The following is a 19,930-nucleotide window of genomic DNA, read 5'->3' as shown; positions in this document are numbered from 1 at the left end:
TTCGATTTCCTTTCGCCGTCTTCGAGATTTCCGCCGCGATCGGCTTGTGCCGATTACGCGGCGGAAAGGTCTCTTTGGGAACACCTGAGTACGAAATCCTCGATTTCCGCCACGAGCCGTGCAGGCCCCGGACCTTCCGCGGCAATGGCGCGCGCAAGAGCCGCCGCCCGTTCGGCGAAGCTCGGTTCTGAAAGGACGCGCCGCACGGCCTCGCCGAGCATCTGCGGGGGCACTGAAGGATCGAGGCGCAGGCCGGCGCCGTGATAGTCGACGCGCGCGGCGTTGTCGTTCTGATCACGCCCCATCGGGAGAACGACGAGCGGAACGCCGTGGCTCAGCGATCGCATGATCGTGCCGTGCCCGCCGTGGGTGACGACGGCACGGGCTTTGGTCAGGATATCGTCATGCGCCGCATGGGGAAGAATCGTGACATTCGCCGGTGACTGAAGGCAAAGCCCCTCAAGTGCTTTGCCGAGGGTGACGACCACCTCGACCGGCTCCCCGGCCAAACCGGATATCACCCGCTGGAGCACGTCGGCCTGCCCTTGATTGGTGGTGCTGAACGACACAAGCACGAGTGGTCGCATCTCGCGCGCCGGTGGGCTCGTCCTGCGTTCATTCCAGCGTTCTTGGGCCCAGCTCGGCAGCTCGAGCAGCGGCCCGATATAGCGCACGTGATCCGGCAGGCGCTCGGTCGGAAAGTCGAAGCTGCTGCTGGTGGCAAGGAGATGGCGGCCGGCGCTCAAGGGCTGTTCACGGACATGGGCCAGCGGCGCAAGGCCGAAATGAGCACGGGTGGCGTTGAGGCCAGGCAGGAAGCCGTCCCATAGCCGCTCGGCCATTGCCGCGGCCTCGGCGTCGCGCGCTCTGTCCGCCGCCGACCGGGCGGGCTGAAAGCCCGGACCGAACGGCGGATGTCCGGGAAGAGACCAGAGCGAGATGTTGCTTGCGAGCAGAGCTGTTGGAAGCTTCGCGATCTCTCCCGCGAGTATGCTGCCGAACAGCATATCGGTGCCGAGAAGGATATCGGACGGCTCCGTTGCCAGTGCTTCGAGAATATCCTCGGCATGGGATTGCGCTGGTCCGACGAAGACCCGTTCGCATCCTCTTTGGAAGCCAGCCACGGGATCGGTGGTTTCCCAATCACGCACGTAGCAGCTGTCGGGCGAGCGATCAGGACGGTTCGGGGCGCCCTTCCATGGCAGGAAGCGAGCCCCCGCCTCGATCGCCTCCGCTCTCATCGTATCGTCGGCGATCAGACGCACGTCGTGGCCCCGGCCGGCGAGCGCGCGCACAGCCCCGAGCGTCGGCGGCACGTTGCCGCCGCCTTCCCAGCAGACCGCCAGGATGCGCAGGTGCGGCGCCGCGTCGGTCGTCCCTGTCATTGCCTGCGTCCTTTCTCGATGGAGACCGGATCAGCTCGTCTTATCCTCACGCAGCAGGCGCTCGATCGCCTGCGTCATGAGCCGGTGTGTCTCCGCCGCCGAATGTCCTTGCGCCCGGCGCAGCAGATGCCAGATCCAGACATCGGTCTGGACCAACAATTGCGCGAGCCGATCCCGGCGGTCCCGGCCGTCGAGCTTGTCGAGCCAGGCCTTGAACATGTCCTTGATCCACTCGCGATGACCTTTGCGTCCGCGATCGAGAACGGCGGCGAATTCGGGAATGCGCGCTTCCTGCCCGAGCGTCCGCACGATGATGTCGCCGGTGCGCTCGTAATCGTCCGTCAGGAGCGTGACGATGTCCGCCACGCTTTGGGCCGGCGTGCTCCAGCGTTGGGCCTGGATCGAGACATCCATCTGGGCCGCCATGGCGCTGAGCACCCCGGTCTTGCTGCCGAAACGCCTTATCACGGTTTGTCGGGTGGTGCCGGCCGCGGCGGCGATGTCGTCGAGAGTGATCTCGTCGAACCAGCGCTCTGCGAGGAGCGCGTTCAAGGCGTCGACGATCTGCTGCTCGGTATCCTGAACCGCATCGGCGCGCGCCGACTGGCGATAGGCTCGCGGAGACATGGCGTCGCCCTCCATTTCGCGTTACATGACGTAACGCTAAATCAAGAGAGTGTCAACGAGGGGTGGCTACGCGCGGAGGGCAACGCTGGCTCGGCCGCCACGATCGTAACCATTGGCGGACTGACGACCGGGGTCGACAATTTGCTGGACCACCGAAGCCAAGTCCGTTCGCGATGGCTCCTTCACGAAGAGAACCGTCGAAAGGTCCTGGCTGCGGATTCGAGCCCTGCTGGGCCACCGATCAATTGATCATTCTACCGAACCACCGAGCCGAATGTTACGATCGTAGCTGTCTTGCTACTGTTTGAAATGGCGCCGTAGTGGGCCCCTGCAACCATCCCGGCATACCCCGCCCGAACCAAGGGCGACATGTTCACCCGGCGGCTTCGGCAGCCAAACGAGGGATCAGGTCGTGAGCGCAGCAACAACAGCAACACCAGACTATATCATGCAGGTTGGCATGGGCTTTTGGGCATCCAAAACGCTTCTGAGCGCCGTCGAACTCGGTGTGTTCAGCACCTTGGCCGATGCGCCCGCCGACCTGCCGACGCTTCGGAAAAAACTTGGGCTGCATCAGCGATCGGCGCGCGACTTCCTCGATGCGCTGGTGGCCCTCAAGCTGCTGGACCGCGAGAACGGCGTCTACCGCAACGCTGCAGACACCGACCTGTTTCTCGATCGGGCCAAGCCATCCTATATGGGCGGCGTGCTCGAGATGTCGAATGCGCGGCTCTATGGCTTCTGGGGATCGCTCACGGAGGCCCTGCGCACCGGGGAACCGCAAAACGAGACCAAGGGTGGAGACGACATCTTCGCCGCATTGTATGCCGACCCGGACAAGTTGCGCGGTTTCCTGAGCGCAATGAGTGGCGTCAGCGCGGGTTCGGCCCACGCGATCGCCGGCAGCTTTCCATGGCGAGACTACAAGACCTTCATGGATCTCGGCTCGGCGCAGGGCATGGTGCCCGCCACGCTCGCCCAGGCTCATCCGCATCTCACCGGTATCGGCTTCGACCTTCCTGCGGTCAAACCGGTCTTCGAGGAATTCATTGCTCGCCGCGGGGTCGCGGACCGCGTTCAGTTCCACGGCGGAAATTTCTTCGAGGACTCGCTGCCGAATGTCGACGTCATCGTCATGGGTCACATCCTCCATGATTGGGATCTTGCCCAGAAGAAAGCGCTGCTCGGCAAGGTATTTGACGCTCTGCCGAAGGGCGGCGCGGTCGTCGTCTATGACGCCGTCATCGATGATGATCGCCGCGAAAACGCCTTTGGTCTCCTGATGAGCCTGAACATGCTGATCGAAACGCCCGGCGGGTTCGACTATGCGGGAGCTGACTGTCAGGCCTGGATGCGCGAGGCCGGATTCTCCAGAACGCGAGTCGAGCGGCTTGTCGGCCCGGATTCGATGGTGATCGGATTCAAGTAGCTTATCCGGGGGCGCGATCTGCCGTGCAGAGCCGCCCCCAGGGTGCAGTGCGCGAGGTCTGGCAAGTCTCCAGGCCGGTTGGCCTCAGCCGGTTAAGATGTTGCCGGCCGCGCGCATCTGAGCGGATTGCTTGAGCGTCGAGCCGTTGGCGAGCGCTATGGCGATTTCTTCTGCGACCAGCGGCCAGCGCATTACGTCGGAAATGCCCGCACTAAGCAAAGTATTGGCGCCGATCTCGATCTCGGCCGAGGCAATGCCTTCGCGCGCCCCGACTCGACGCCGCGCCCGAGGCGAAGCACTCGCGTCTAACTTCATCCCGGTCGCTGATATAATCTCACACGCCTTCGATCGGCGCCCGGGCCACTCAATTTCCCGGTTGCGATCTGCCAACGTCTACAGCCCGAGATCACTCAGCGACGGATAGTCCTCCGGCCGCCGACCCAACGGCCAGTGGTACTTGCGATCGGCCTCACGGATCGGGGCGTCGTTTATGCTGGCGACACGGCGGCGCATCAGGCCGCGCGCATCAAACTCCCAAAGCTCGTTGCCGTAGGACCGAAACCAGGTGCCGCTGTCGTCGTGCCATTCATAGGCAAAGCGGACCGCGGTTTTCGGCGAATGCCCAAAGCTCCTTGATGAGCCGATAGTCGAGCTCCCGGCTCCATTTCCGGGTCAGGAAAGCAACGATTGCCTGGCGACCTTCGAGGAATTCAGCACGATTGCGCCAGTGGCTGTCGGGTGTGTAGGCCAGCGCGACGCGCTCGGGATCGCGGGTGTTCCAGGCATCTTCCGCGAGACGCACCTTCCGGACCGCAGCTCCGACGGTCATGAACGGTGGCAGTGGCGGGCGTTCGGCTTCGATCATTTTATTCCTTCCCGGTTGGGCTCCTCCGCGTGACGAACGAGCGGGCTGGAGGCCAGAACGGCCTGCCAGCCCGCGCCGGCCGTCAAGCGGCCTCAGCGGCGCGAACAACCGGGAAGTCGATGTCGGTCTGCGCGACCACGTTGAGCAGGTTGGTGAAGATGTTCTCGGCCGTGACGGCGATGATCTCAACGATCTGGCCGTCGGAGAAACCGGCGTCGCGAACCGCCTTGATGTCGCCGGCGCTGACCTTGCCGCGTTCACGCGCCACCTTGGCCGCGAAACGCACCGCTGCATTCGCCTTCGCGTCGCCGGATTCGCCCTTGCGGTTGAGGGCGATCTCTTCCGGCGTGATCTTCGCCAGGTTCAACCCGAGATAGCTATGCGCCGACAGACAGTAGTCGCAGTTGTTCACCTGGGCGACGGTGAGTGCGATCCGCTCGCGGGTCTTGACGTCGAGCGTCCTGGCGAGCGCGCCGTTGTTGCCGGTAAAGCCCTCCAATACGGCCGGGCTGGCGGCGATCAGGCGAAACATGTTGGGAACGACACCGAGCTGCTTGTGGACGGCGTCCAGGATCGGCTTGGACGCCTCGGGGACGTTGTCGCGGGCAGGAATGGTCAGAAGGGACATGGCTTTTTCCTTGCAGGTTCGAAAACGGACGGTTTGTGTGCTGCAAGGGGTACCGAATTCCAATCAAAGAGATAATCCTGTACATTTGGGAAATCAGTTCTCGATTATTGGTATAATTATGGACCGGCTCGAAGCCATGAAGATCCTGTTGCGGGTGGTCGACACGGGGAGCTTCTCGGCCGCCAGCCGGGTGCTGGGCGTGCCCCTGGCGACCGTGAGCCGGAAGGTGGGCGAGCTTGAAGCCCATCTCGGAACCAGGCTCCTCACTCGCACCACGCGCAAAGTTACAACGAGCGATCCCGGCGCCGCCTATGTGGCTTCGGCCAGACGTATCCTCGATGAGTTGGACGAGACCGAGCGCGTCGCCTCCGGCGAATTCCATGCGCCGCGTGGCGAACTGGTCGTGACGGCGCCGATCCTGTTCGGACAGCTGCACATCCTTCCGGTCATCGCCGAGTTCCTGGCCGCCTATCCGGATATCAACGTCCGGCTGGCGCTGGCAGACCGCAACCTTCACCTGCTCGACGATCATGTCGATATGGCTGTGCGGATCGGCGCCCTGCCGGACAGCAGCATGGTGGCCACACGGATCGGTTCGATGCGCACGGTCGTGTGCGCCAGCCCGGAGTTGCTCGCCGCGCACGGCCTGCCCGAAGTACCCGAGGACCTGGCGAACCTGCCCGCCGTCAATTTCGATTTCCTGTCCCCGGCCTCAGTCTGGCCATTCAGACGAAAAGACACCAAGGGCAGTTTCGACATGCCTGTCCAGCCACGTCTCTCCGTCTCCACCGCAGAGGCGACGGTCTGGGCGGCGGCTCAGGGCGTTGGCATCGCTCGCGTGCTCCACTACCAATGCGCGGACGCCGTGCGCGACGGCTCGCTGCGCATCATCCTGACGGAATTCGAGGTTGAGCCACTGCCGGTTCACTTGATGCATGCCGGGCGTGGCGCGCTCCCCTCGAAGATGCGGGTCTTCCTGGACTTCGCCGCCGATCGGCTGAGGAAAAGGCTGACCTCGCTCTGACCTCCTGACGCGGAAATTTCCGCAGTGGTGCGCCATACAGTCCAGCCTGGTCGTCCGCCCGGCGCGCCGGTCATGCCTCACTCGGCGGCGACCGACATCACCTCCGTCTGCTCATGCAGGATAACCCCTGACAGCGGCCCAAACTCGCCGGCCCACGCAGCTCCAGCAGGTCCTTTTAAATCTCATCATCAACGCGCTCGACGCCACCGCAGACAAGCCCATTCAGGAGCGGATCATCACCATCCGAACCCGGCGCTCTGATGATCGCGCGGAATTCTCGACATCGGATACGGGTTCGGGGATCTCCGGTGAACACTTGCAACAAATATTCGAGCCGTTCTTTTCGATGAAACCCGCCGGAATGGGCATGGGCTTGTCTATCGCGCGAACCATTGTGGAGGCCCACGGCGGGACCATAACAGCGCAGAACCAGTCCCACGGAGGCGCCATCTTTTCCGTGACGCTGCCTCTGATCGGGTAATCTCGAAGCGAGTCCCACTGGCCTGATCGGCGTTGTCGCAACGAAGTCACTTGAGCGCTTCCGAACCAATAAAGGTCGGGACAAGAACTATGCCGCCGATTCCACCGGGTTGTAGATGTGAGGTCACCACCTCGACCCGCAATCCCGACAACAGCTGATCGTAGGACGAACCACGCCACTTGGACTGGTCCGACGCCGGCATGGAATGCGGACATGCCAGTTGCGCTCGGAGACTCACCGGCCAAAGCAACGCCACCGACCAGATGATCAGTCCAGGGAGCCAGATTGGCTTGCGCATAGCGTTCGGCCAGCAGACGCGGCGACAGCAAGCTTATCATCTGACCGCCGCGACGAAAATCGAAAACGACCGCACGGCTGTATGCATCATAGTGTGCACAAACTCACCATCCGTATCCTGTCCTTTAGGACAATGACCTCAAGGCCAATAGCAATGGAAGGTTCGCTTGCCGTAGATGACGGCGCGCGCACCCAGTGTATCGAGCCGCAGCGGACGCCTCAATCGATCGCGCATAGGGAGTTGGCCCATGTTTGTTCGCGTCAACGCCAGCCCGAGCTTCCCCCCAGGCATTCTCGCCCCAGACATCCTCGGCACTCCGAACACCAGCCACGCCAGCTTTTCCACCAGCCAATTCAACTACAGGAGAGGCACAGAGATCTACGGCGAGGGGGAGCCGGCGGAGTACGTCTACCAGGTCGTTTCCGGCGCCGTCCGCAGCTACAAGCTCCTGTCCGACGGGCGCCGCCAAATCGGCGCCTTCCATCTTGTCGGGGACATTTTCGGTCTGGAGAATGATGATGTTCATCGCTTTACCGCCGAGGCCGTCGTGGATACCACGGTACGCCTGACGAGGCGATTGAGCCTCGAGCGCGTCGCGCATTCGGACCCCGCCTTCGCCCACAACCTCCTGATCATGACGACCAGCAACCTTCAGCACGCCGAAGATCACATGCTGCTTCTGGGCCGCAAGACGGCGCTGGAGCGGGTCGCCGCTTTCCTGCTTGAAATGGACCGCCGGTTGAACGGGGTTGACGTGGTCGCCTTGCCGATGTGTCGTCGCGACATCGCCGATTACCTCGGGTTGACGCTGGAAACCGTGTCGCGAGCCCTATCCAAGCTGCACGCCTACGGCGCGCTCGACTTTCTCGGCTCGAACCAGCGCGAGATCATGCTGGTTGACCGCGACCAGTTGGCGAAGCTGGACACCTGAAACGAGATTCCCGATCTGGGGGACTTCACGAGCGACGTTTGCCGTTCGATCGTCTTTTGCAGCACCTCAAACAGGACGGCGGTCGACCAGCCGAACAGCAAGATGCCGTTCATCGCCGCCATCGGTCCAATCAGGAGCCACTCCTTCACCGGCGTGACGTCGCCATAGCCGAGCGTCGTGTAGTTCACGAACGCGAAGTAGAGCAGATCGCTACCGGGTGGCGCGGCGCGAAGCCCCCAATATGCCAGTGCCCACACTACAATCTCCACGGTGTGGGCCAGCATCAACTTCAGGGCGGTCGCGACCATCACACCGGCGAACTGCAGCCCTACCCGCGCCGCCGCAGTAAGAACAGAGGTCCGTAAGGCCCCGATCACGGCGACGGTGAGGCCTCGTCCCATCATGAGCGGCTTGAGCACATTGTCCAGGACGCCGACCACTAGGAAAAAAAGCGTTAGAACCAGCGCCGTTGCAAAATCCTTCGTCGACCAGAGCCAGACGATGACGGGAAACAGAACGACCGCGGCTCCGATCTGCACAATGGCGAGCAGCATCACGATGAAGGCCAACAGACCCGCGCTCGGAATTCCCGCCAGCTTGAAGCCGACCCCCGCCAGCAGGGACTGCAGGACCGCCACGCCGATGACGCCTTGGGCGACGGCGCGTACGGTCGCCCCGGCCATATCCAGGAAGTCCTCGCTCCGGTCGGGCACAATGTGGGAGAGGAATTCCCGGCAGGCGCTGCAAGCCTCGATCCGTTCGGAAACAGAAAACCCGCCAGCGCGACAGCAACCAGAAACTTCAGCGTTCCTACGCCGGCGTTGCCCGCGAAGGCAAACAGGGTCCCCGCCAGCGGCTTCAAATGCGGAACGACCTCCTGCAACACGGCCCGCAGATTGGTCGACGCTCGATCCCATAGCTCGTACAGCGGCGCGCCGATCAAGAGCCACCCCTTGACCTGAGCCGGCGGAGACGGAACGACGATGCTTCCGGCACTCAACTGGTTGGCGATATCTTTCACCCCATCCACGGCTCCAACTCGGAGCCACGCAGCTGACCCCATGACGATGCAGAGGCTGATGATGGTCAGAAGCGCCGCAGCGACCTTGGGACGGTCGCCTAGCGCGTCCGAAAGCCGGGTGAAAACAGGATAGAGCGCGACGGCGAGAACGACGCTCCAGGCCAGGATCGGCACGAATGGTTCGATGAGAACGAATGACCAGTAAATCAGCAGCGCCAGCAGGCCAAGCCGGATTACGAGCTGGATCAGCTCGTCACCGGCCTCGAGCTGCCGAAGTGTTCTCAAGAACCTTCTGTTGAACGTCAGCAAGCACGTCGTCAGCGTAGCCGCCGCGTCCCCACATCCGGCTTGATCCAGATCAAGCGAGAGACCCCAACGCATGAAGCGAAGCTGCCCCCGCTGCTGGTGCGGCGGAGGTCATATCAATATCGGCAAGATGATTTTAGCCGCTACCCTGCTTGCATCCCTGGGATAGGCTCGCTCTGCCGCCTCCTCACGACGCGAAGCGTTGTCAACGGCCACGCTTTCGCGTCATCAGCGAAGTCCCAGCAGCGAACGTCGATAACCGCTGGCGCGGGCTTCATTTCTGCAGACGAAGTTGCCGTCGAAACCCGTCGCGTATTGCTTCTGCCCCTTGAGATAGTAGCGCGCCTTTCGAAAATCGAGCCAGACGACCGTGTCGCCGGGATAGTGCCGTTGTGCCCGGGCATCGTAACGAAACGGCGTCAGCGGCAGCGCGTCCGCGTGTTGCGCCAGACACGCGAGCGCGAACACCCCCAGCCCCCAAACGCTCAGCCGGAACAAAGGCCTCCTCCCCCAAGGCTGCGGCCGTGCACCGGCCAAAATAAGAACCTTGGCACCGCCACCACAAATTGCCGCCGGTCTGCCTCAAGCTCCTGCCTCGACAGAGGTCCAGCTCCAGCGTCGCCGCCCATTTCAGAAATATCCAGACATGTTCTTGGCACAAACTGCGCTGGTTCGGTCGGAAACTCCAGAATAAATTGGTGCTCTGCCGCGGGGCTGCACCATGGCAAAGGAATTAGTTTATCAAGCGTGGCTCGTGATGCTGGGGCTTAGTCCCATCATTATCGCGGCCATCGTTGTGTTCATGTAAGGACCGCTTCAGCTGAGCGACCTAATTTCGCTCGCATGAAACGTGACTTACTGCATTTTCGTCTCTCGCTGATCTGGCTGGCGATAGTTGCCGGCGCGCTGCTCTACGCTCTGATCATGTGAGAGATGATCACATGCGGTTGCTTTTCGCATTCCGCTTGCAGCCATCTGAATGCTCGCTGTGCAATGTACCATTCGGCCGATCCGCCGAATGCCGACTATCCTGCTAGCCCGCCGAACCACGCTCCAAAATATCCGGCATAAAGTGCCGGCAATTCGAGATTCATCGAGTGCCCCACACCCGGCACCACCACGAACCGGCAGTCCGGCATCTCGGCAGCCATCGTCTTCAGATCGATGGGCGCGATCCATCCATCCCATTCGCCCCATAGAACCAGATGCGGATGGCGCATCTCCCGCATGCGCCGCCCGAGCTCTCCACTTTCGTGCTCACGCGTAAGATTGACCGGTGTCCCGATCCAGACGCCTTCGGAAACCGAAAAGGTCTGCTGCAGGATCTTCTCGAACAGCGCCTGAATATCGGCAATTCCATCGCGGAATTGGGGGACCGCGGTCGGCGCAAGACTGTCGGGCACGAAGAGAGAGGATGCCGCAGTCGCCATCACGGCCCGAGTCAACTCCTTGCTCGACATCATGCCGCGAAAGAGCCCGATCTGATCGGCATTAAACGACATGCCGAGCGGAGTGACAGGGTCCAGCGCGAACACCCGCCCGAACCGCTCCGGCTGCATCAGGAGCATCCGCGCGGCGATGATCCCTCCGGTCGAGTGCGTCGCCAGATGACAAAACCTGATGTCGAGGGCATCGAGCGCCGAAAGCATGTCTTGCGCATGCTGCTGCATGGAGTAGTTGGAATAATCGCCCGTGGGTATTGGTCGGTCGCTGTCGCCGCAGCCGCGCCAGTCGATTCCGATCACCCGCAGGTCTCTCGGAAACAGCGGAGCTGCGAGCTCGATCCAGTCCTTGCTGGCGAGATTGCCATGGATGAAGACAACAGTGACGTCGCCCTCTCCCCATTCCCGCCAACCAAGCTGCACCTCGCCCGCCTGCACCCAGGACATGACAGCTACCTATTTGTTCAGTCCGGCCGTCGGTGCTGCGCCAGCCGGCGTCGGCGCCACCGGCAACGCGGAAACCACAGCCCCCTTGATCATGCGATCCGTGCCAAGCGGCGAGCTGGTGTCGACCGTTCCGTTGTTCACAAACTCCACCACGTCGACCGGGAATTCCACCGGATTGTCGGTGTGGATGAAATGCCCGGTCTCCGGATAGATCTTGAGGATCGGCCGGTTACCGGCATTGTTCATGCGCGTCATGAACGGGGTGATGACATCACGTCCGAGATCCGTCAGTCCGTTGAACGCAGGCGTCGGGATGAACGGCTCCTTATCTCCGAAGGCCAGGAAGATCGGTGCCTTGATCTGGGTGAGCCGCTCGTAAAGGTTTTTCGGGTCGTCCTGCTGAACCTCCGCCCCGATCGTATAGATGTCGTAGATGAAGACGTTGCACCACTGCTCGAGCTCCTTGGGGTTACCCTTGGTCAGCCCGACGCGCTGCTCGGTGTGGAAGCGGGCATATTCGCTGTCCCGGAAGAAATAGCCGCTCTTGGCTGCCGTCACGGCACCGGTTTCCGGATCGCGTTTCTTGAAATAGAAGAAGTCGCGGATGGCCTGCTCGGGACGTGCGATCTCTTCCGCCAGGATTCCTGTTTGGTCCCAGGCCTGCTTCCACTTGTCGAAGTCGTGATCGAAGGCCGGGTCGAACAACCGCACCTTCTTGTCCTTGGCGATCGTGATATCGCGCGGATACTCCTCAAGACCGGACGGCGCTTCGAGCGCGAGGCCCTGTACGGCATCCGGCCATGTCAGGGCGTAACCCATCACGAACTGACCACCAAGCGAGTGGCCGAGGTAATACGCCGTCTTGACACCAAGCTGATTGACGACGAGGTCGTAGATGACTTCGCGCATGTCCTGCATGGTGCGCGCCGGGCTCTTGTCGAGATTGCCGGGCCCCGACATGCCATAGTGCGGCAGGTCGGGCACGATCACGCGCACGCCGCTGCGCAAGGCATACTGCATGATGTTGCCGTAATGCCCGCCGAAAGCCCCCTTGCCATGGATGATCACCAGCACCTTGGGATCCTTGTCGGTCCCGGAATATTCATCCATGTAGCCGATCTGCCAGGCGTTGCCGCTCTTGTCTTTGGCGGTCGCGTATTTGACCGGGTAGGGATAGGTTACATAGTTCTTCCAGAACGACTTCGTCGGATCGATATTCGCGGCTACTCCGGGTACGCGGTAGTTCTTGTCGACATGTTGCTGCGCCCGATCGAGGCTCGCGACGTCGTCCATGAAGGCGACGAATTTCGGATCATTCTTGCGGTGATTGATGATCGGAAACACGCCGTAGTGGGCGACCGGGCTTTCCTCGGCGATCAGATCCGCTCCCGGCACCCGGTCAACCGCGCGCTCGGCTAGCTTGAAGTTCAGCCAGAGGTCGTTGGTGATGTGCATCACCAGGGTGCGGGCCTGGATGCGGCCGAGATAGGGATTAATATTGTAGGTTTCACCGACGCGGTTGCGCCAGACCAGATCGACGGCATCATAGAGCTTGGCGCGATTGGTGACGTTCAACCCTGCTTTCTCGTTCGGCGGGTCCCAGTAGAATACTTCCGGCTGGACTGACGCGAAGCTCTGCGTCGTGCGGTACGCGAAATCGTAGCCGGTCAAGCCGAGCACCGACCAGCCGAACGCAAGCCCCGGCACCGGGTGCTTCTCCTTGGGGAGACTGTAGTAGTCACCCTTGGTTGATTGCCACACCGGATCGGCCTGGATGGCCGCCGTCATCAACTGGAACGTCCAGTTGCCAACCGGATCCTCGGCGTCCGACTGCGTCGTGCCGCCGATCGGCATGAGGGCACCGATGTATTCTGGGTGCATGACGCCCCAGACATAGGTCTGCGTGCCGCCCATCGAGACGCCGGTGACGAGTGCCACGCGGGCGACCTTCAGGTTGTCGCGCAGCATGCGGTAGTTCGCCTGCACCATGTCAAAATAGCTGTATTGCGGAAACTTGATCCCGAGGCCATCGGATGGCTTGCTGGCGCCCCAGGTGCCGAGCGGATCGACCATGATCACTTAATAGCGGTCGGTGTCGATCGGTCGCCCCGGGCCAATGATCGGGACACTGCCGGACAGGGCAGCACCCTTGACCCATTGCTCATACATGTCGGTAGAGTCGCCGGAGTAGTAGGAATTGATGACGACCGCATTGATGATCTCGCCTGCGGCGTTGCGCCGCGGATTGCCGATCGCGATATAGGCTGTGTGCAATTTGCCGGCGCCGAGCGATTCAAGAGTGACGCCGCCCTCGCCGCCATTCTCCCATTTCGAGGGATCAGAGAGATCATACTTGCCGCCAATGCGGAAGTTCGCGATCTCAACGGTCTTCTTCAGCCCATCATGCTGCATCTGCGACGAGCGGCGCGTGAACGGTTGTGCGACGGCGAGGCTGGTACCAACCAGCAGGACGATCAGGCTGACGACGCAATGCTCGATGGCGTTTTTGCCGATCATGGCGGTTTCCCTCCTGCTGGTATTGCCGGAAGGCTAGGCAGGCCAACTCGAGGGACTTTGATCTAGCTCAAGGTGTTCGGGTTGCGGACGTCGAGGATCGCGGCAGCTCAACCGTTCGCCCGCCGGGTTGCCGCAATGCCCTTCCTCGCTCACGGCTCATATCGGATCCGCTATGAGCTCGACGGGCCCGCCGACGCTCCCGCCTATGTGCTCGTCAACGGATTGACGCAATATGCCGAGCTGTGGAGCGTCTACCGGGACACACTGACTGCGCGACGCTTTCGTGTCGCTACATTCGACCTGCTTGGCCAGGGCGCTTCGGACAAGCCCGCGCTCTTCATCAGCCAGGACGACCAGGTCGCGGCGCTGGGCCTGCTCATCGACAAGCTCGGCGATGGACCGATCTTCCTGAGCGGGATCAGCTTCGGTGGCTTGATCGCGCTACGCTACGCGATCGCCCACAGCGGGCGGCTCGCTGGCCTCGTACCGATTAGCTGCTTTGCCGAGCTCTCTCCCCAGCTTCTTCTGCTCGGCAACGCCATGCGAACGGGCCTGGTCCTGGGCGGTACCAGCTATCTGCAGGATTTGCTCCTGCCCATGAACCTTTCCGATGCGTGGCTCGAGCCGCTGCTCGAAAAGCTCGACCAGGTGAAACGGCAGGGATGGCTCGTCAACGACCTCTATGCCCTGCAGAACCTGATGGAATCCTTCCTCGACTTTCGCCCGCTGACACCACATCTGGGCGCGATCAAGGTTCCGACGATGATCCTGAACGGCGAGTTCGACTTCTTGACGCCGCGCGCCCTGCACGAAACGCTCCGCGTCCAGATCCCGAATAGTTCGCTGGTCATCATTCCCAGGGGCTATCACGCGTTCACCCTTGAGAAATCCGCCCTCACGGCGGACCTGCTCGCGTGTTTTGCGGAGGACGTGCTGGCAGGCCGTTGGCACGGCAACCAGTCAGTCTGGATCGCGCCCGAAGAACCGGGCGGCGCGCTGACGGCGTTTCCTCACGGATACGATCATTTGCGTGCCATCCCCACCCCGAGAGTGGCACCATGAGCGAATTCCTCGGACCACTTACGTCCGACGGCCGCGTGCCGCCGCAGCAGCAGACGCGCGTGGCCGCATTCCTGATCTCGGCCCATGGAGCCCTGGCACGGCAGTATGCGCTGGCATTGCCGATCAGGCTGGAGGCCGCCTGGCAAACCGAGCTGAACGCGCAGCTTTATCGGGAGGCCGAATTCGTATCGCTGCTGCAGCGCACCACGTCATGGGTACCGGATGCCGCGCTGGGTTACCTGACCGCGCTTTGGGAAATGGCCTGGCTCCCGGCGGCTGTCGACGGGATCACGGATCGGTCGCTGGCACTGCCGGCAGACCTTGCCACTCTCGCACATGCCGTGCACGCCGGCGTGCGGCCCGCGGCCCTGCTTCCAGTCGAGGCAAACGCTCATGATGCCTTCGTCACGGCCCTTCGCCGCGTCGAATTTGAAAGCGGCCGGCTTCTGCAGGCCCAAATCGTCTTTCTGAAGGGACCGCAACTGGCACCGTTCCGTCCGGCAATCAGCTCGGCTCTCGAGAGGCGCCACGCCGATGTTCGCAGACTGTGGGCTGAAACACTCGAAGGCATAGGCATCGCCAGCCCGCACGCGGGATGACCGGACGCTTTGACGCAGATCAAGAGTCGGCGGCAAACCGGAGTCAATGGTTGATCGGCCTGCACTACGTCGTTCGGAGTGTCCATCATGAATCCAGTTTCCGTCGAGGAAGCCGTTGCGATGATCCCGTCCGGGGCCAGCATCATGGTCGGCGGCTTCATGGGCGTAGGCACCCCGGAACGTCTGCTCGACGAAGTGGTCCGCCAGCAGAAGACCGGCCTGACATTGATCAGCAATGACGCGGCCACGCCGGGCAAGGGAGTCGGCAAGTTGTTCGACGCTGCGCTTGTCTCGCGCCTGACCGCCACGCATATCGGCCTCAATCCGAAAGCTCAGCAGCAAATGCTGGCCAACCAGATCACCGTCGATCTCATTCCGCAGGGCACCTTCGTCGAGCGCATACGCGCCGGCGGTTGCGGTCTGGGCGGCGTGCTCACGCCGACCGGCGTCGGCACACTGGTCGCAGACGGCAAACGGTTGATCGAAGTGGATGGAAAATCATTCCTGCTGGAAACCGCACTGCGGGCGCAATTCGCACTGGTCCATGCCTTCCTCGCCGACTATCTCGGCAATCTGACCTACGCGCTGACCGCCCGCAATTTCAACCCGGTCATGGCCATGGCGGCCGAGACGGTCATTGTGACAGCCGAGCATATCGTGCCTGTCGGAGTCATCGCACCCGACCACGTCGTGACGCCGGCGCCCCTTGTCGACTACCTCATTGCGAACGGGTGAACCATGGATCCGCAGATCATCATCGCCCGGCGCGTCGCGCGAGAGCTTCACAGCGGCGACCTTGTCAATCTGGGTATCGGCATTCCGACGCTGGTCGCCAACTATGTTCCGGCCGATCTCAAGGTGTTCTTTCAGTCGGAGAATGGATTGATCGGCACCGGCCCGATCCCCGAGCAAGGCATGGCGCATCCCCTGCTGACCGATGCTGGCGGACGTCCGATCAGTGCGCTGCCGGGCGCCGCGACCTTCGACAGCGCAATGTCATTTGGGCTGATCCGCGGCGGCCATGTCGATGTGACGGTGCTCGGTGGCCTGCAGGTCGATGCGGACGGACATCTCGCCAACTGGATGATCCCTGGCAAGATGGTGCCCGGCATGGGCGGAGCGATGGACCTCGTGAGCGGCGCCAGGCGGGTCATCGTCGCCATGCAGCATGCCGCCAAGGGCAAATCGAAGATCGTCGCCAAATGCTCGCTGCCACTGACGTCGACGCGTCCGGTCGACCTCGTCGTAACTGATTTGGCGGTGATTGGCTTCGCCGGCGGCAAGGCGACCCTGATGGAGACCGCTCCGGGCGTCAGCGTTGCCGAAGTCATGGCGGTCACCGAGGCAGATCTGACAATTCCGGGTACCGTCCCCGAAATGAAGCTTTGATCAGGACAGAGCCATGCGGATATTCAGCGACTTCGATGACATCAAATCTGCTATCGGGACTGAGATCGGCGTCAGCGACTGGATCGAGGTGACGCAAGATCGCATCAACCGGTTTGCCGACGCGACATGCGACGAACAGTGGATCCACGTCGATCAGGAGCGCGCCAAGGCAGAGCTTCCCGGAGGAAGAACCATCGCGCATGGCCTGCTCTCCCTCAGCCTCGCGCCGATGTTCATCCGATCCGTGATCGGGCTCAAGGGCCTACGAAACACCCTCAATTACGGCGCCGACCGAATTCGGTACTTGGCGCCGGTGCCGGCCGGATCAAGGCTCCGCGGGCGCGTCACCGTCGCGGAAGCAGAGGATATGCCGCCGGACGGCCTGCGCGTGAACTACCATCTCGTCATCGAGATCGAAGGCGGCACGCGCCCCGCCTGCGTGGCGGAGTTGATTGCGCTGCACTACCGCTGACGCCGGCCGGTCGCCACGACCGTCAATCGATGATGTGATAGCCGCCGTCGATATACAAGACGCTCCCCGTGATCAGCTTGGCGCCATCCAGCGCCAGGAACGCCGTCGCGTTCCCAACGTCATCGATGCTGACAAGGCTGCGCACCGGCGCCTTGGACTGGGCCCTGTCCATGAGCTCATCGAATTCGGGGATGCCCGACGCCGCCCGCGTTGCGAGCGGTCCCGGCGAGATCGCGTGAACGCGGATGCCTTTCGGTCCCAGTTCCGCGGCGATATAGCGGACGGCGCCCTCAAGCGCAGCTTTGGCCACCCCCATCACATTGTAATTCTCGACCACCATCTGGCTGCCGTAGTAAGTCATGGTGAACATCGTTCCGCCGTTCTTCATCAGCGGCTCGGCCAGATGCGCCATGCGCATGAACGACCAGCACGAGACCTCCATCGTCTTCAAAAAGCCCTCGCGGCCGACGTCGACGACACGTCCGTGCAAGGCCTCCTTCGGCGCGAACGCGATCGAATGGAGGAGGAAGTCGAGCTGACCCCACTCCTTCGAGATCCGCTCGAAAACCTGTTCCATCTGCCCTTCCACCATGACGTCCAGCGGCATGAAGATCGGGGCCTCCAGCGCCTGCGCGAGTGGCTCGACATGCTTTCTGGCGCGGTCGTTCAGATAGGTCACGGCCAGATCCGCGCCGAGCGCGCGAAACGCCCTCGCGCAGCCCCAGGCAATCGACTGATCATTGGCGATGCCCACGATCAGGCCCTTCTTGCCCTTCAATGCGACCTTGGTTTCCGGAAACTGGGGGATCATGATGCCCTCTCGCGGTTTGGACTGGACGGTTGACCATTCATCAGCAGCACCACGGTGTGCTGAGCAATCATCAATTCCTCGTCGGTCGGCACGACAAAGACGGGAATGCGGCTGCCAGGGCGCGATATCAATCTGGCATGGCGAGCGTTCTCGGCTGCATCGAGCTCAACGCCGAGCCACGACAGCTTCTCCCCGATCCGCGCACGAATGCCGGCCGAGTTCTCGCCAATGCCGGCTGTGAACACGAAGGCGTCAATGCCCTGAAGCGCCGCCGCGAGCATGCCGGCGTGCAGGCCGATCCGATGGACGAAATATTCGATCGCCAGGATCGCATGCGGATCCTCGCTCGCCAGCAACTCCCGCATGTCATTGCTGATGCCGGACATCCCCTTCAGTCCGCAATCGCGATAGAGAAAAGTCTGCACGTCAGCGGCCGACATACCCTTTCCCGCGATGAGGTACAGCACAACGCCTGGATCGATCTGTCCGGGCCGCGTGCCCATCGGAAGGCCGTCGAGCGCCGTAAACCCCATCGTGCTTTCGACGCTGCGCCCGTCCTTTATCGCACACATCGAGGCGCCGTTGCCGAGATGTGCAACGATGACGCGGCCATTCGCAACCTCGGGGGCCACCTGCCTCAAGGTTTTGGCAATGTACTCATACGAGAGCCCGTGAAATCCGTAACGCCGCACGCCCTCGGCATAGAGCTGGAACGGGACCGCGTAGTGGTCCGCCAACGCACCGTGCGTACGGTGGAATGCGGTATCGAAGCAGGCCACTTGCGGAAGATCCGGACGATTTGCCAACAGTGATCGGATCGGAGCCAGATTGTAGGGCTGGTGGAGCGGCGCCAATGGCACAAATTTCTCGAGGCGCGCCACGATGCCATGATCGATCCGCACCGGGCGGTCGTACTCGGGACCGCCATGAACGACGCGATGTCCGACCGCGATCGGATTGATGCGAAGCTCGTCCTTCAGCCAGATACCCGCAACTTCGAGAGCTGCCGTCACGTCCGGAACGCGCTCGATCGGATAGGCTCGGTCCGCCAGCGGATCCCCATTGGTCGCGGCGGCTCGCAGCCGCGGACGGCTGCCGATCCCATCCATCTGGCCCTTGATCTGGCGTTGCAGCCTGGCCTCCCCGTCGACTGCAAAGATTTGAAATTTTACGCTCGATGAACCAGCATTGACGACGAGGATCGTGTCCATGGCGATCACGCGACGGCTGGAGCACGCCGGCGGCGCGCGTCGGCATAGAGCGCCGCGACCGCGCACGACGCCATCCTGGCCCTCGGTGAATCGGCGCGCGACGTCAGCACGATCGGAACCCGGGCCCCGAGCACGATGCCGGCGCTATCGGCCTTGGCGAAGTAAGCCAGATTCTTCGCCAGCATATTGCCGGCCTCGAGGTCGGGAACGACCAGGATCTGCGCCCTTCCCGCGACCTCGGACTTTATGCCCTTGATCCGCGCCGCTTCCACGTCGATGGCATTGTCGAACGCGAGCGGACCATCGAGCACACCGCCGGTGATCTGACCGCGGTCGGCCATTTTGCAGAGAGCGGCCGCCTCGATGGTCGATGGAATCTTGGACGTCACGGTCTCAACCGCGGACAGGATTGCGACCCGTGGCAGCGTTCCAAAACCGGCTTGGGTGTAGAGATCGATGGCGTTCTGGATGATGTCGCGCTTGCCATCCAGATCGGGGAAAATGTTGATGGCGGCATCTGTGATGAACAGGGTATCGGCATAGGCCGGCACGTCCATCACGAAAACGTGGCTGATGCGTCGATCGGTTCGAAGCCCAACCGATTTTGCCGTGACGCTCCGCATCAGTTCGTCGGTGTGCAGACTGCCCTTCATCAACATCTCGCCCCGGGCGGCATGGATCAACTCGACACCCTTGGCAGCCGCGGCCTCGCTGTGCGGCTCGTCGACGATCTCAAAGCCGGCGATGTCGAGGCCATGCTTGCTCGCGGTCGCCTTGATCTTCGCTTCAGGCCCGACCAAGAGCGGCTTGATGATATCGGCCTGCGCACTATCCACGACGCCGCGCAACGACGTCTCGTCGCAGGGGTGAACCACAATGGTAGGCACCGGGGGAACAGCCTTGGCTGCGGCGATCAGTCGGTCGTACTTGGTGTGAGCCGTACCGCTCGACTCGGATGACATGACATTCATAGTGCCACCACTCC

General features: G+C 62.2%; 19 protein-coding genes and 2 pseudogenes. 9 read left to right on the top strand and 12 right to left on the bottom strand.

Features of this window, described 5'->3' with window-relative positions:
• Positions 1–53 precede the first annotated feature (53 nt).
• Together AKN84_RS25610 and AKN84_RS25605 are read right to left on the bottom strand one after the other, a co-directional pair.
• Entirely contained in the window at positions 54–1,385 is a 1,332-nt protein-coding gene (locus AKN84_RS25610) for a nucleotide disphospho-sugar-binding domain-containing protein (RefSeq protein ID WP_050423352.1), read from the bottom strand.
• 30 nt (positions 1,386–1,415) lie between these two features.
• Positions 1,416–2,027 carry a TetR/AcrR family transcriptional regulator gene (locus AKN84_RS25605; RefSeq protein ID WP_050423351.1) on the bottom strand — a complete coding sequence of 204 codons (612 nt, stop codon included), beginning with the start codon at positions 2,025–2,027 and terminating at the stop codon, positions 1,416–1,418.
• A 433-nt stretch (positions 2,028–2,460) separates the two neighbouring features.
• On the opposite strand from AKN84_RS25605, the gene AKN84_RS25600 reads away from it, so the two are divergent.
• Entirely contained in the window at positions 2,461–3,441 is a 981-nt protein-coding gene (locus tag AKN84_RS25600) for a methyltransferase (RefSeq protein WP_050423350.1), read from the top strand.
• Between the two features lie 84 nt (positions 3,442–3,525).
• On the opposite strand, the gene AKN84_RS25595 is transcribed toward AKN84_RS25600, so the two are convergent.
• From AKN84_RS25595 to AKN84_RS25585, 3 genes and pseudogenes are all read right to left on the bottom strand, one after another.
• Complete coding sequence (locus AKN84_RS25595) at positions 3,526–3,756, bottom strand: hypothetical protein (protein ID WP_050423349.1); 231 nt, start codon at positions 3,754–3,756, stop codon at positions 3,526–3,528.
• A 78-nt stretch (positions 3,757–3,834) separates the two neighbouring features.
• Positions 3,835–4,306, bottom strand: a pseudogene (locus AKN84_RS25590) (nuclear transport factor 2 family protein).
• A gap of 82 nt (positions 4,307–4,388) precedes the next feature.
• A complete protein-coding gene (locus tag AKN84_RS25585; RefSeq protein WP_050423348.1) occupies positions 4,389–4,934 on the bottom strand; it encodes a carboxymuconolactone decarboxylase family protein in 546 nt (181 codons plus the stop codon).
• On the opposite strand from AKN84_RS25585, the gene AKN84_RS25580 reads away from it, so the two are divergent.
• The 3 genes from AKN84_RS25580 (at position 4,933) to AKN84_RS25575 (ending at position 7,668) form a co-directional block, all read left to right on the top strand.
• Positions 4,933–5,958, top strand: coding sequence for a LysR family transcriptional regulator (locus AKN84_RS25580; protein WP_347337367.1), 1,026 nt, complete (start codon positions 4,933–4,935; stop codon positions 5,956–5,958). The two genes, AKN84_RS25585 and AKN84_RS25580, sit on opposite strands and share 2 nt — an antisense overlap.
• Positions 5,959–6,085: 127 nt before the next feature.
• Positions 6,086–6,439 (top strand): sensor histidine kinase, encoded by a 354-nt coding sequence (locus AKN84_RS50775; RefSeq protein ID WP_128971154.1) that lies wholly within the window; start codon positions 6,086–6,088, stop codon positions 6,437–6,439.
• Positions 6,440–6,984: 545 nt separating this feature from the next.
• The gene (locus AKN84_RS25575; RefSeq protein ID WP_050423346.1) at positions 6,985–7,668 is read left to right on the top strand and encodes a helix-turn-helix domain-containing protein; all 684 of its coding nucleotides are present in this window, start codon (positions 6,985–6,987) and stop codon (positions 7,666–7,668) included.
• On the opposite strand, the gene AKN84_RS49300 is transcribed toward AKN84_RS25575, so the two are convergent.
• The 4 genes and pseudogenes from AKN84_RS49300 to AKN84_RS25550 form a co-directional block, all read right to left on the bottom strand.
• Positions 7,584–8,351, bottom strand: coding sequence for an AI-2E family transporter (locus AKN84_RS49300; RefSeq protein ID WP_128971153.1), 768 nt, complete (start codon positions 8,349–8,351; stop codon positions 7,584–7,586). The two genes, AKN84_RS25575 and AKN84_RS49300, sit on opposite strands and share 85 nt — an antisense overlap.
• An 872-nt stretch (positions 8,352–9,223) precedes the next feature.
• Positions 9,224–9,484 (bottom strand): hypothetical protein, encoded by a 261-nt coding sequence (locus tag AKN84_RS25560; RefSeq protein ID WP_050423381.1) that lies wholly within the window; start codon positions 9,482–9,484, stop codon positions 9,224–9,226.
• Positions 9,485–10,020: 536 nt separating this feature from the next.
• On the bottom strand, positions 10,021–10,884 hold the full coding sequence (locus tag AKN84_RS25555; RefSeq protein ID WP_050423344.1) for an alpha/beta fold hydrolase: 864 nt from the start codon (positions 10,882–10,884) through the stop codon (positions 10,021–10,023).
• 9 nt (positions 10,885–10,893) lie between these two features.
• Positions 10,894–13,401, bottom strand: a pseudogene (locus AKN84_RS25550) (alpha/beta hydrolase).
• 135 nt (positions 13,402–13,536) lie between these two features.
• On the opposite strand from AKN84_RS25550, the gene AKN84_RS25545 reads away from it, so the two are divergent.
• The 5 genes from AKN84_RS25545 to AKN84_RS25525 all read left to right on the top strand — a co-directional run bounded on the left by AKN84_RS25545 (position 13,537) and on the right by AKN84_RS25525 (position 16,923).
• A complete protein-coding gene (locus AKN84_RS25545; protein ID WP_050423343.1) occupies positions 13,537–14,463 on the top strand; it encodes an alpha/beta fold hydrolase in 927 nt (308 codons plus the stop codon).
• Entirely contained in the window at positions 14,460–15,062 is a 603-nt protein-coding gene (locus AKN84_RS25540) for a hypothetical protein (protein WP_050423342.1), read from the top strand. The genes AKN84_RS25545 and AKN84_RS25540 overlap by 4 nt, the downstream gene beginning before the upstream one ends.
• A gap of 87 nt (positions 15,063–15,149) precedes the next feature.
• Positions 15,150–15,797 (top strand): CoA transferase subunit A, encoded by a 648-nt coding sequence (locus tag AKN84_RS25535; RefSeq protein WP_050423341.1) that lies wholly within the window; start codon positions 15,150–15,152, stop codon positions 15,795–15,797.
• A gap of 3 nt (positions 15,798–15,800) precedes the next feature.
• On the top strand, positions 15,801–16,451 hold the full coding sequence (locus AKN84_RS25530) for a 3-oxoacid CoA-transferase subunit B (protein WP_050423340.1): 651 nt from the start codon (positions 15,801–15,803) through the stop codon (positions 16,449–16,451).
• A 13-nt stretch (positions 16,452–16,464) separates the two neighbouring features.
• The gene (locus AKN84_RS25525; protein WP_050423339.1) at positions 16,465–16,923 is read left to right on the top strand and encodes a MaoC family dehydratase; all 459 of its coding nucleotides are present in this window, start codon (positions 16,465–16,467) and stop codon (positions 16,921–16,923) included.
• A gap of 22 nt (positions 16,924–16,945) precedes the next feature.
• Here AKN84_RS25525 and fabI read toward each other — a convergent pair whose 3' ends face one another.
• The 3 genes from fabI to AKN84_RS25510 are packed head-to-tail and all read right to left on the bottom strand — an operon-like array spanning position 16,946 to position 19,907.
• Positions 16,946–17,734 (bottom strand): enoyl-ACP reductase FabI, encoded by a 789-nt coding sequence (fabI, locus tag AKN84_RS25520; protein ID WP_050423338.1) that lies wholly within the window; start codon positions 17,732–17,734, stop codon positions 16,946–16,948.
• Positions 17,731–18,945, bottom strand: a complete 1,215-nt coding sequence (locus tag AKN84_RS25515) for an acetate/propionate family kinase (protein WP_050423337.1) — start codon at positions 18,943–18,945, stop codon at positions 17,731–17,733. The genes fabI and AKN84_RS25515 overlap by 4 nt, the downstream gene beginning before the upstream one ends.
• Before the next feature lie 5 nt (positions 18,946–18,950).
• Positions 18,951–19,907: a phosphate acetyltransferase gene (locus tag AKN84_RS25510; RefSeq protein ID WP_050423380.1), complete on the bottom strand. Its 957-nt coding sequence runs from the start codon at positions 19,905–19,907 to the stop codon at positions 18,951–18,953.
• Between the last annotated feature and the right edge of the window lie 23 nt (positions 19,908–19,930).

This window comes from Bradyrhizobium tropiciagri (assembly GCF_001189845.1).
In the GTDB taxonomy this organism is placed as follows: domain Bacteria; phylum Pseudomonadota; class Alphaproteobacteria; order Rhizobiales; family Xanthobacteraceae; genus Bradyrhizobium; species Bradyrhizobium tropiciagri.
The sequence above is the reverse complement of the archived record's forward strand: the minus strand, read 5'-3'. Positions and strand labels throughout refer to the sequence as shown.

Coding starts and splice junctions, on each gene's coding strand:
- AKN84_RS25525 (WP_050423339.1), top strand. CDS start 16,465: ATGCGGATATTCAGCGACTTCGATGACATCAAATCTGCTATCGGGACT.
- AKN84_RS25515 (WP_050423337.1), bottom strand. CDS start 18,945: ATGGACACGATCCTCGTCGTCAATGCTGGTTCATCGAGCGTAAAATTT.
- AKN84_RS25530 (WP_050423340.1), top strand. CDS start 15,801: ATGGATCCGCAGATCATCATCGCCCGGCGCGTCGCGCGAGAGCTTCAC.
- AKN84_RS49300 (WP_128971153.1), bottom strand. CDS start 8,351: ATGGCCGGGGCGACCGTACGCGCCGTCGCCCAAGGCGTCATCGGCGTG.
- AKN84_RS25575 (WP_050423346.1), top strand. CDS start 6,985: ATGTTTGTTCGCGTCAACGCCAGCCCGAGCTTCCCCCCAGGCATTCTC.
- AKN84_RS25595 (WP_050423349.1), bottom strand. CDS start 3,756: ATGAAGTTAGACGCGAGTGCTTCGCCTCGGGCGCGGCGTCGAGTCGGG.
- fabI (WP_050423338.1), bottom strand. CDS start 17,734: ATGATCCCCCAGTTTCCGGAAACCAAGGTCGCATTGAAGGGCAAGAAG.
- AKN84_RS25605 (WP_050423351.1), bottom strand. CDS start 2,027: ATGGAGGGCGACGCCATGTCTCCGCGAGCCTATCGCCAGTCGGCGCGC.
- AKN84_RS25545 (WP_050423343.1), top strand. CDS start 13,537: ATGCCCTTCCTCGCTCACGGCTCATATCGGATCCGCTATGAGCTCGAC.
- AKN84_RS25510 (WP_050423380.1), bottom strand. CDS start 19,907: ATGTCATCCGAGTCGAGCGGTACGGCTCACACCAAGTACGACCGACTG.
- AKN84_RS25580 (WP_347337367.1), top strand. CDS start 4,933: ATGGCTTTTTCCTTGCAGGTTCGAAAACGGACGGTTTGTGTGCTGCAA.
- AKN84_RS25535 (WP_050423341.1), top strand. CDS start 15,150: ATGAATCCAGTTTCCGTCGAGGAAGCCGTTGCGATGATCCCGTCCGGG.
- AKN84_RS25610 (WP_050423352.1), bottom strand. CDS start 1,385: ATGACAGGGACGACCGACGCGGCGCCGCACCTGCGCATCCTGGCGGTC.
- AKN84_RS25600 (WP_050423350.1), top strand. CDS start 2,461: ATGCAGGTTGGCATGGGCTTTTGGGCATCCAAAACGCTTCTGAGCGCC.
- AKN84_RS25540 (WP_050423342.1), top strand. CDS start 14,460: ATGAGCGAATTCCTCGGACCACTTACGTCCGACGGCCGCGTGCCGCCG.
- AKN84_RS25555 (WP_050423344.1), bottom strand. CDS start 10,884: ATGTCCTGGGTGCAGGCGGGCGAGGTGCAGCTTGGTTGGCGGGAATGG.
- AKN84_RS25585 (WP_050423348.1), bottom strand. CDS start 4,934: ATGTCCCTTCTGACCATTCCTGCCCGCGACAACGTCCCCGAGGCGTCC.